The 10,366-nt window shown below is 65.0% G+C and carries 11 protein-coding genes; 5 read left to right on the top strand and 6 right to left on the bottom strand.

All coding sequences use genetic code 11. From position 1 onward, the window contains the following. Positions 1 to 175 precede the first annotated feature (175 nt). A complete protein-coding gene (coaA, locus tag WBQ44_RS18905; RefSeq protein WP_495568205.1) occupies positions 176 to 1,108 on the top strand; it encodes a type I pantothenate kinase in 933 nt (310 codons plus the stop codon). Here the strand turns inward: coaA and WBQ44_RS18900 are convergent. Further along, positions 1,105 to 1,887, bottom strand: a complete 783-nt coding sequence (locus WBQ44_RS18900; protein ID WP_495568204.1) for an isoprenyl transferase — start codon at positions 1,885 to 1,887, stop codon at positions 1,105 to 1,107. The two genes, coaA and WBQ44_RS18900, sit on opposite strands and share 4 nt — an antisense overlap. A 111-nt stretch (positions 1,888 to 1,998) precedes the next feature. Here WBQ44_RS18900 and trhA point away from each other — a divergent pair, with 111 nt between their 5' ends. Continuing rightward, complete coding sequence (trhA, locus tag WBQ44_RS18895) at positions 1,999 to 2,664, top strand: PAQR family membrane homeostasis protein TrhA (protein WP_495568203.1); 666 nt, start codon at positions 1,999 to 2,001, stop codon at positions 2,662 to 2,664. On the opposite strand, the gene WBQ44_RS18890 is transcribed toward trhA, so the two are convergent. From WBQ44_RS18890 to mca, 3 genes are read right to left on the bottom strand one after another with little or no spacing between them, the layout of a single operon-like run. Then, entirely contained in the window at positions 2,661 to 4,679 is a 2,019-nt protein-coding gene (locus WBQ44_RS18890; RefSeq protein WP_495568202.1) for a thioredoxin domain-containing protein, read from the bottom strand. The genes trhA and WBQ44_RS18890 overlap by 4 nt on opposite strands. A gap of 2 nt (positions 4,680 to 4,681) precedes the next feature. Further along, positions 4,682 to 4,957 (bottom strand): hypothetical protein, encoded by a 276-nt coding sequence (locus WBQ44_RS18885; RefSeq protein ID WP_495568201.1) that lies wholly within the window; start codon positions 4,955 to 4,957, stop codon positions 4,682 to 4,684. Beyond that, on the bottom strand, positions 4,954 to 5,847 hold the full coding sequence (gene mca, locus WBQ44_RS18880; RefSeq protein ID WP_495568200.1) for a mycothiol conjugate amidase Mca: 894 nt from the start codon (positions 5,845 to 5,847) through the stop codon (positions 4,954 to 4,956). The genes WBQ44_RS18885 and mca overlap by 4 nt, the downstream gene beginning before the upstream one ends. Before the next feature lie 122 nt (positions 5,848 to 5,969). On the opposite strand from mca, the gene WBQ44_RS18875 reads away from it, so the two are divergent. The 3 genes from WBQ44_RS18875 (at position 5,970) to WBQ44_RS18865 (ending at position 8,508) form a co-directional block, all read left to right on the top strand. Beyond that, entirely contained in the window at positions 5,970 to 6,392 is a 423-nt protein-coding gene (locus WBQ44_RS18875) for a DUF4307 domain-containing protein (RefSeq protein WP_495568199.1), read from the top strand. A gap of 234 nt (positions 6,393 to 6,626) precedes the next feature. Further along, complete coding sequence (greA, locus tag WBQ44_RS18870; RefSeq protein ID WP_495568206.1) at positions 6,627 to 7,121, top strand: transcription elongation factor GreA; 495 nt, start codon at positions 6,627 to 6,629, stop codon at positions 7,119 to 7,121. A gap of 136 nt (positions 7,122 to 7,257) precedes the next feature. Then, on the top strand, positions 7,258 to 8,508 hold the full coding sequence (locus WBQ44_RS18865) for an alpha/beta hydrolase family protein (protein WP_495568198.1): 1,251 nt from the start codon (positions 7,258 to 7,260) through the stop codon (positions 8,506 to 8,508). On the opposite strand, the gene WBQ44_RS18860 is transcribed toward WBQ44_RS18865, so the two are convergent. Further along, positions 8,498 to 9,289 carry an ABC transporter permease gene (locus WBQ44_RS18860; RefSeq protein WP_495568197.1) on the bottom strand — a complete coding sequence of 264 codons (792 nt, stop codon included), beginning with the start codon at positions 9,287 to 9,289 and terminating at the stop codon, positions 8,498 to 8,500. The genes WBQ44_RS18865 and WBQ44_RS18860 overlap by 11 nt on opposite strands. Next, positions 9,286 to 10,254: an ATP-binding cassette domain-containing protein gene (locus tag WBQ44_RS18855; RefSeq protein ID WP_495568196.1), complete on the bottom strand. Its 969-nt coding sequence runs from the start codon at positions 10,252 to 10,254 to the stop codon at positions 9,286 to 9,288. Before WBQ44_RS18855 ends, WBQ44_RS18860 begins: the two co-directional genes overlap by 4 nt. Positions 10,255 to 10,366: the final 112 nt, after the last annotated feature.

Here is a 10,366-nt window from a genome sequence, read left to right as displayed (position 1 = left end):
GACGAAAGGTTCGGCGTTCATGAGATCCGACAATAGATGCCCGCCGAGAGTGAACACCCGGTGAACCACCCCGCCCGTGCGAGTCGTAGTGGCAGCAAGCACAATCTGATGTCATGCGACTCGCGCTCCTTCGGAGCTCACGCCTGCCGGGCCACCGCGTCACGTCGACGAGCCGGTGTATCGCGTGAGCGAGTCCAGCCCGTATGTGGAGTTCGACCGCGCGCAGTGGCGGACCCTCCGACAGTCCACTCCCCTGGTTCTGACCGAGGAGGAGTTGGTGGGCCTCCGCGGCCTCGGTGAGCAGATCGACCTCGACGAGGTGGCGGAGGTATACCTGCCGCTGGCCAGGCTCATTCACCTGCAGGTCGCGGCGCGGCAACGACTCTTCGCGGCGACGGCGACCTTCCTCGGCGAGAAGCATCCGGATCGTCAGGTTCCGTTTGTGATCGGGGTGGCGGGAAGCGTTGCCGTCGGCAAGTCGACGACCGCGCGCGTCCTGCAGGCCCTGCTGGCGCGGTGGGACCACCATCCCCGCGTCGACCTCGTGACCACCGACGGATTCCTCTATTCCACAGCGGAATTGATGCGGCGCGGCATTCTGCATCGCAAGGGGTTTCCCGAGAGCTACGACCGACGCAAACTCCTACGGTTCGTCACCGAGGTCAAGTCCGGCTCCGAAGAGGTTGCCGCACCGGTCTATTCGCACGTTTCGTACGACATCGTCAAGGACCAGCTGCACATGGTCCGCCAGCCGGACATCCTCATCGTCGAGGGCTTGAACGTGCTGCAAACCGGCCCCAGGTTGATGGTGTCGGACCTGTTCGACTTCTCCATCTACGTGGACGCCCGCATCGAGGACATCGAGGCGTGGTACGTCAAACGCTTCCTGGCACTGCGCAAGACGTCGTTCGCCGACCCCGACGCGCACTTCCACCACTACGCGAACCTGTCCGACCACGATGCGCGCAACGCTGCCGAAGACCTGTGGCACACGATCAACCTGCCGAACCTCGTCGACAACATCCTGCCGACACGACCGCGAGCGACGATGGTGCTGCGCAAGGACAACGACCACACCATCAACCGGCTGCGGTTGCGCAAGCTCTAAATCCCGAACCGCCGATGTCGCGCGGCGTAGTCACGAAGCGCGCGAAGAAAGTCGACGCGACGAAACTCCGGCCAGTAGGCCTCGGTGAACCAGATCTCGGAGTACGCGCTCTGCCACAGCAGGAACCCGGACAGCCTCTGCTCTCCGGACGTCCGGATGACGAGGTCCGGGTCGGGCTGGCCCGAGGTGTAGAGGTGACTGTCGATGGCGTCGACGTTGACCGCCTGAATCAGGTCGTCGCCAGTCAATCCCTCGCTGATCTTCTCGCCGAGCAGCGATTGAACGGCGTCGGCAATTTCTTGGCGTCCGCCGTACCCGACCGCGACGTTGACGTGAGTACCGGTGCGCCCCGAAGTGAGGTCGGCTGCTTCCTTGAGTCGACGCGCGGTCGACGCGGGCAGCAGGTCCAGCGTGCCGACGATCTTGACGCCCCAGTTCTGGCCGGGGCCGCAGATCTCCTCGACGACGTCGGTGATGATCTCGAGCAGCGAATCGAGCTCGTCGGCGTCGCGACGCAGGTTCTCGGTGGAGAGCAGGTAGATGGTGGCCATTTCGATGCCGGCGGCGTCACACCAGCCGAGCATCTCGGCGATCTTCAAAGCGCCCATGCGGTGTCCGTGAGCGACGTCGGTGAAGCCGTTCTCCCGCGCCCAGCGTCGGTTGCCGTCGCACATCACGGCGACGTGTCGCGGATGCGCCACGTCGTCGAGCTGGGTGAGCAGACGCCGCTCGTACACGCCGTAGAGGACGCTGCGCACCTTGGTCGGGAGAATCTTCACCGAGACATCACCACGGGGGACAACCTTACGCCGAACGCCGAGTACTACTCGCCGGTACAGTAGGCCCAAACCTACGGTTGCGTAGCTTTACCGACGAAGGGGGTCCTGCCGGTGACCATGTTCGGAATCGACGAACTCCCCGTCAAGCCACGTATGCGGGGGTGGATTCACCTCTACGCCTTCGGCTTCGCGGTCGTGTCCGGAATCGTGCTGGTGAGCTTGGCGTTCTCGCTGGTATCGGTCAGCGCCGGCATCGCGAGTGCCGTCTACGCCGTGACGGTGTGCGGTGTATTCGGCGTCAGCGCGACCTATCACCGCGTGAACTGGAGCAAGCCCTCCCACCGGGTGTGGATGAAACGCGCCGACCATTCGATGATCTTCGTGTTCATCGCTGGCAGCTACACACCCTTCGCAGTGCTCGGGCTCCCCGCGAGCACCGGGCGAACGCTGCTGATCGTGGTCTGGCTGGGCGCCCTCGGCGGCGTCGCGCTCAAGATGCTCTGGCCGCAAAGCCCGCGATGGGTCGGCGTACCTCTCTACCTACTACTCGGCTGGGCGATCGTGCCGGTCGCGCCGACGCTCATCGACCACGTCGGCTGGGCACCGTTCGTTCTGTTGCTCGTCGGCGGCATCCTCTACAGCATCGGCGCCGTCCTGTATGCCACCCAGTGGCCCAATCCGTGGCCGACGACGTTCGGTCACCACGAGTTCTTCCACGCCGCGACGGTTCTGGCCGCGATCTGCCATCTCGTTGCGGTGTGGCTGGTGGTGTTCTAGCGGTTCAGTGCCGCAAGCAATTCCACTTCGGTGGTGACCGGCCGATCGCAGACGAATCCGCGGCATACGTACACGGCATCACGGCCGGCGACGGTGGGCCGATCCGCCAGCAGCGGCGAGGACCCCTCGGCCCCGGCAACGACGGTCGCACCACCGGGAGCATGAGCCCGAGCGACGGCGAGAAGGGCACTGTCGACGCCGGGCCCGTCCGTGGACACAGCGATCTGTAGCGGCCCCCGAACCGACGCTTCGGCGACGGCAAACCAGTGACCACCCGAACGAGGAGCTCGCTCGAGCACGATGGCCGCACGAGCCAGCCCGGCGGCCACCAATTCTCCGTACACTGCCGCCCGCTCGACCGGCACCAACGCTTCGGCGGTCTGCAGCGCCTCGGTGATCGTGGACGCACCCGACGGTGTTGCATTGTCGAGCGGATCTCGCGGCCGCGTCACCAGCGCCTCGGCGTCGTCCGCAGTGTCGTACCAGCTGCCGGGATTATCGCGGTCGGCGAAGTGCTCGATCGCTGCGTCCACAGTGCGTTGCGCCCGTTCCGACCACACCGGATCGCCCGTGGCCTGGAACAGAGCCAACGACGCGACGGCCAGGCAGGCGTAGTCCTCGAGCACACCGGTGGCCTCGCCGACATGGGTTCCGAGCGATGCGCGCCGAAGCCTGCCGTTCTCCTCGTGGGTGGCATAGATCTGCTCGCCGCATTCCACCGCTGCGTCGACCCAGTCCGATCGCCCGAGGCCGACCCCCGCTTCGGCGAGCGCGGTGATGGCAAGCCCGTTCCATGCCGTGACCACCTTGTCGTCGCGGCCAGGTTGTGGACGTGTGTCGCGGGCCGCCAGTAACGTCGCGCAGACTCGGTCGTACCGTTCGCCGTCCTCCGGATCCTCGGGTAGCTGCAGCACCGACATTCCGGCCTCGAACGTGCCTGCGGAGTCGACGGCAAACAACCCCGCTGCCCACACTCCGTCCTCGAAGCCGAGAACCTCGACCAGTTGCTCCGGCGTCCAGGCGTAGGTGAGGCCTTCGACTCCCTCGGTGTCCGCATCCAGCGCCGAGGCAAAACACCCTGCCTCCGTACGTAATCCGCGGAGCATGAACCCCGCGGTGGCGTCGGCTACGCGAAGCGCGAGACCGTCACCGGTGACGCGGGCGAGATGCCCGTAGAAGCGCAGCAGCAACGCGTTGTCGTAGAGCATCTTCTCGAAGTGCGGAATCACCCACTCCGTATCGACCGAGTAGCGAGCGAACCCGCCGCCGATCTGATCGAAGATGCCACCCCGCGCCATCGCCGACGCGGTTCGCTGCACGGTTGCCAAAAGCATGGGCGTCGACGTGCGTTCGTATTGCCGCAGCAAGCCCTCGAGCAGTGCCCCCGGAGGAAACTTGGGCGCACCACCGAATCCCCCGCGGTCGACGTCCTCGTCCTGCAACACCGATCGGGCGGCCTCGGCGAGAAGCTCGGCGTCCACCGGGCGGTCCGACGCAGGCATCTGCCCGGCGTTGGAGCGCAGCGCGTCCACGATGGCGGCGGAGGCGTCGAACACCTCGCTTCGACGCGTGGTCCAGGTGTCCGTGATCGCCTGGAGCAACTGCGGAAACGAAGGCGTTCCGGCAATCGGCCTGGGCGGATAGTAGGTGCCGCAGTAGAAGGGTTCGCCTTCCGGCGTCAGAAAGCACGTCATGGGCCAGCCGCCCTGACCGGTCATCGCGACCGTCGCGTTCATGTACACCGCGTCCAGGTCGGGGCGTTCCTCGCGGTCGACCTTGATACAGACGAAACCCGCGTTCATCAGCTCGGCGGTTGCCTCGTCCTCGAACGACTCGTGTGCCATCACATGACACCAGTGGCAGGCCGAATAGCCGATGGACAACAGGATCGGCACGTCGCGTTCGCGTGCGGACGCCAACGCCTCGGGCGTCCACTGCTGCCAATGCACCGGGTTTTCGGCGTGCTGCCGTAGATACGGACTCGTCGATTCGCCCAGCGCATTGGTGTTCAGCATGGTCAGCCTTCGTCGGTGCCGGGCCGCGTTCCCGGACGAGGTCGCGAGCCCGGTTCCGGGTCGCGTATCGCGCCGCGATCGGTGCCCTCGTCGAGCGCCTGATCGGGGCCGGGGGCTTCCTTCTCGAACGTCTCCGGCAACTTCTTGATCTTCTTGTTCATCGACCAGATCAGTAGTGCGGTACCGACGAGCAGGGCAACGATGATGACGAGCCCGACCGGAGACGACTTGCCGTACTCCGGGCCGGGCGCACCCTGCGCGAGAATCGAGATGATCACGCGGACGTCCCCGCTTCGTCGCGGGGGGCGTCGATACCCGCGAACAGGTCGGTCTCCGGGATCGACGTCTTCACGCGGGTTCGGGCGAGCTCGTACTCCTCGGTGGGCCAGAGCCCCCGCTGAACCTCGGCGGGAACCGCGAAGAACGCGCCGTTGGGGTCGATCTGCGTCGCGTGTGCGCGCAGGGCGTCGTCGCGCTGTTCGAAGTAGGTGCCGACGGTGACCTGGGTGGTGATGCGCTCCATGATCTCGTCGCGATCGGTGGTCCAACGCTTGAGCCAATCGACGAACGGGCTCTCCTCGCCGCGGTCGATGAACCAGTCGTGGAACAGCTGCATCCGCTTACGCAGGAAGCCGTGCGAGTAGTACAGCTTGAGCGGCGTCCACGGCTCACCTGCGTCGGGAAACTTGTCGGCATCTCCCGCTGCCTCGAACGCAGCGACCGACACCTCGTGGCAGCGAATGTGGTCCGGGTGCGGGTAGCCACCCTTCTCGTCGTACGTGGTCATGACGTGCGGCTTGAACTCCCGAACGACCTTCACCAGCGCTTCCGTGGCCTCTTCGAGCGGCGCGAGAGCGAAACACCCCTCGGGCAGCGGCGGCAACGGGTCGCCCTCCGGCAATCCCGAGTCGACGAACCCCAACCACGTCTGACGGACGCCGAGAATGCGCGCCGCCTCCGCCATCTCTTCGCGCCGCACTTCGTGCATTCGCTCGTGTACGCCCGGGATATCCATCGCGGGATTGAGAATGTCGCCCCGCTCACCGCCTGTGAGCGTCACGACCAAGACGGCGTTTCCCTCGGCTGCATACCGAGCCGTCGTCGCGGCGCCCTTGCTCGACTCGTCGTCGGGATGGGCATGCACCGCCATGAGCCGTAGTCCGGACACGATCTTCCCTCACCTCAGCTTCGACTGATACTTACGCGGCCTCTATAGTTCCACTTGGCGCCGACACGGCTGCCACCGGCTGCCGCAGACTCCGGCAGCTTCTCGTCTCGACGAAAGTTCGTATGACCACGCTTCCCGAAGGCCGTTATCCGGCATCGACCTCGCGCCGGGGAATCGATCGACGTACGAAGAACGTCCTGTTGGTCGTCGTATTGCTCGTCGGGTTGGGCGTCGCCTACTTCGGCTACCAGCGCTTCGCCGTTCAGGACGTCGAGGGCAAGGCCCTGTCGTTCGACATCGTCGACTCGTCGACGATGTCCATCAGTTTCAGCGTCACCCGCGCCGACCCGGAGCGCGAAGTCGTCTGCATCGTTCGTGCCCGCTCCCGTGACGGATCCGAGAGCGGCCGCCGCGAAGTGCTGGTTCCGGGGTCCGCCACCAGCGAAGTCGAAGTGACATCGATCGTGCGCACCTCCAAGCCGCCTGCGGTGGGCGATGTGTACGGATGCGGCACGAATGTCCCCGAATATTTGCGGGCCGGCTGACCGCACGCTGCCCCGTGGTAAGATTGCGCTGTACACGGTTCCTGACTGGGGCCGTGTATTGCTGCATTGACGGCCAGGAAGGCTGACGACGCCGCCGATCGTGCACGTCGCAGCCGGCTCAGGAAGTGGGCCGACACGGGGGACCTCTTCGAGAGAATTCCTCCGCCCATCCGCGTGCTCGTCAGCAACAGACCGGGAGTCCACCGCGACTTCGACTACAAGGGAGTGATCGAGATGACCGAGACCCAGGTGACCTGGCTGACCCAGGAGTCCCACGACAGGCTCAAGAGCGAACTCGACCAACTCATTTCCAATCGCCCGGTCATCGCCGCCGAGATCAACGAGCGACGCGAAGAGGGCGATCTGAAAGAGAACGGCGGTTACCACGCTGCACGCGAGGAGCAGGGCCAGCAGGAGGCTCGCATCCGACAGCTGCAGGAGCTGTTGAACTCCGCCAAGGTCGGCGAGGCCCCCACTCAGTCCGGTGTCGCGCTGCCCGGATCCGTCGTGAAGGTTTACTACGACGGTGACGAGTCGGACACCGAGACGTTCCTCATCGCCACCCGTGAAGAGGGTGCCCGCGACGGCAAGCTCGAGGTCTACTCCCCCAGCTCTCCCCTCGGCGGCTCGCTCATCGACGCCAAAGTCGGCGACACCCGCGAGTACACGCTCCCCAACGGTAAGACCATGAAGGTCACGCTGCTCAGCGCAGAGCCGTACCACACATAGGTCATCGTTCGTCACGCATGTTTTCCGTCAACCCCCGACCGGATCGTTCGGTCGGGGGTTGACGCGTGTGAAAATCACCCGGCCTGGGTGATCCGATGCGCCCCGCGCGGCGGCGTCGATATCGCACACTGGACGTATGGAACCCGTCTCGTTGGAGGTGGACCCCGTCACGGGGCCGATCGACGGCCGAACCGAGTTCCGGGCACACGGAGTCGGGCCGGGGCTACCCGTGCACCTCGACATCGCGACCGTCGACGCCGACGGGCACCACTGGGTTTCGCATCGCGATTACCACATCGACCGCGAGGGCCGGTTGAAGATCGACGACCCGGACCGTCCGTGGTGGGACATGACCTTCGTCGACGAGAACACGCCGCCGGTCACCTTCGCGCCTTCGCCCGACGGGCTGGACTATCGCGTCTCGCTGCATGCACTGGAGGGTTCGTCGACGACGACGGTCCGACGAACGTGGGGTGACAGTGTCGTTCGCCGAGACCTCGAAGGCGACGGGTGGCGACTGCGGATCTTCTTTCCCGACACCGACGAGGAGCTGTGCCCGGGCGTGCTGGTGGTACCGGGGATTGCCGGCGAGAAGGCGTCTGCACCGACGGCCGCGCTGCTCGCCTCCCACGGATACGTCACCGCGGTGTTGCTGTACATGGGCGTCCCAGGTCTTCCACGCCACTTCGAGGAGATTCCGCTCGAGGCAGTCGCGGACGGTATGGCCGCATTCGCCGCGCACAAGCGGGTCGACGCGCAACGCATCGCGGTGTTCTCGGCGTCGGTGGGGGTGACTGTCGCGTTGTCCGCGCTGACGTCGGCTCCGACCATAGCCGTCCGCGGCGTAGTTGCCACCTCTCCTGCGCACGTGGTTCTGCAGGCCATCACCGACGGTCCCCCGGCGCGCGCCTCGTCGTTGACCCTGCGTGGAGAGCCGTTGCCGTACATGCCGATTCGGTCCGACAAGCTGATCGGACAGAGGATCAAAACAGCGATGGGGCGAGCGTTCGCGCCAACCCTTTCTTCTCGCGCGATGAAACTGCGACCTGCGTACGAGGCCGGTCTTCGCGACGCCGACGCGGTGGCGGCTGCCTCCATCCCGGTGGAGCGGATCGAGGCTCCGGTGCTCGTCGTGGCCGGCACAGCCGACGCGACGTATCCGGCGGACAGGATGGCACGAGCACTGATGGCTCGTCGCGACAACAGCGCCGACAGGCTCGTGATGCTGCCGAACGCCGGGCATATCCTTCGACCTCCCGCCACCCCGACCACAGTGGGCCGTAGCGACAGCATCGTCTCCGGCGGCACTCCGGCCGGGACGGCGAAAGGTCAGCGTCGAATGTGGACCGAAGCCCTCGACTTTCTTGCGTCGAATCTCAGGCCGTGAGGGTCTTCTCGTACTTGCGCACCGACAGCGGAACGAAGATGACGAGGAACAGCACCACCCAGATCATCGTGTACAGCACCGGATTTTGTAGCGGCCACGCGTCCGGGGCCGGTGCCAAGGGGTTCGTGTTGCCGAACAACTCGCGAACGGCCAGGGTCACCGAGGAGATGGGGTTCCACTCCGCGATGGCCTTGAGCACCGTGGGAAAGCCCTCGATGGGCACGAAGGTGTTCGCGATGAAGGTCAGCGGGAAGATGACGATGAACGAGGCGTTGTTGAACAGTTCGGGCGAGCGCACCAGCAGTCCGAGATACGCCATGACCCACGAGATCGAGTAGGCGAACAGCAGCAACAGAACGTAACCGGCAACGGCTTCGAGGAACGACGACGTGATGCGCCAGCCCACGATGAGTCCGGTGATGGACATGATGGTGATGGTGACGACGTTGTTGCCGACATCCGCTGCCGTTCGGCCGATGACGACGGCCGAGCGTGCCATCGGCAGCGAGCGGAAACGGTCCATGACGCCCTTCTGCAGATCTTCCGCCAGGGACGACCCCGTGATGGTGGCGCCGAAGATCATGGTCTGGACGAAGATGCCGCCCATCAGGAAGCTCTTGTAGTCGACGCCCGGAATGTCGATCGCACTTCCGAAGACGTACGCGAAGAGCAGGACGAACATGATCGGTGACAGCGTCGCGAAGAAGAGGAGATCGGGAACCCGCTTGAGCTTGATCAGGTTTCGCTTGGTGATGATCAGTGAATCGCGAACGACGCTCATTTGTCTTCCTCCACAGCTGCGGCTTCCTCGGTGGCGTGGCCCGTGAGAGTGAGGAACACGTCGTCAAGATTGGGCCTGCGGAGACCGACGTCCACCACCCGAATCCCTGCGTCCTTCAAGCCGACGAGTGCGGCGGTGAGATCGTCTGCGCCGCCGCCCACGGGCATACCGATACGGCGGGTCTGATCGTCGTACGACGGGGCGTCGAGACCGATCGGGTGAAGCAGATCGAGCGCGCGGTCGCGGTCGGCCGGGTCGGTGAGAACGAATTCGAGCCGTTCACCGCCGACCTGGGACTTCAGCTGATCTGCGGTGCCCTCGGCGATGATCGAACCCTTGTCGAGAACGATGATCGAGTCGGCCAACCGGTCCGCCTCTTCGAGGTACTGCGTCGTCAGCAGGATGGTGGTTCCGTCCGATACGAGGTCGGAGATGAACTCCCACATGCCCATTCGACTGCGCGGATCGAGACCCGTCGTGGGTTCGTCGAGGAAGACCACTCTCGGGCGCCCGATCAAACTGGCCGCGATGTCGAGGCGTCGACGCATACCGCCCGAATACTGCTTCGCGGTGCGATCGCGCGCGTACTCGAGCTCGAACCGAGCGAGAAGTTCGTCGGCCCGGCTGCGGGCCTCGGCCTTCTTCAGACCGAACAACCTGCCAACCATCTCGAGGTTCTCGTACCCGGTGAGGTACTCGTCGACGGCCGCGAACTGGCCCGTGAGGCCGATGGTCTCGCGGACCTGGTTAGGATTGTCGGCAACGTCGATGCCGTGCACTCGGGCACTACCCGACGTTGCCTTCAACAGGGTGGCGAGGATGCGAACCGCCGTCGTCTTCCCCGCGCCGTTCGGCCCCAACACCCCCAGAACCGTCCCCTCCGGCACTTCGAAACTGATGCCGTTCAGGGCGATGTTCTTCCCGTACTCGAGTACCAAGTTCTCGACTTCGATGGCATTCGCCATGAGCTGTTCCCCATTTCCTTCGATTCAGTCGCAGAAGCAGACTCGAGACCTGACGAAGATTAACCGGTCTCCGCGAAATACGAAGTCCGGACGCTGGGCGAGCATACGGTCC

The sequence above is a fragment of the Rhodococcus sp. (in: high G+C Gram-positive bacteria) genome, from assembly GCF_049591685.1.
In the GTDB taxonomy this organism is placed as follows: domain Bacteria; phylum Actinomycetota; class Actinomycetes; order Mycobacteriales; family Mycobacteriaceae; genus Rhodococcoides.
The sequence above is the reverse complement of the archived record's forward strand: the minus strand, read 5'-3'. Positions and strand labels throughout refer to the sequence as shown.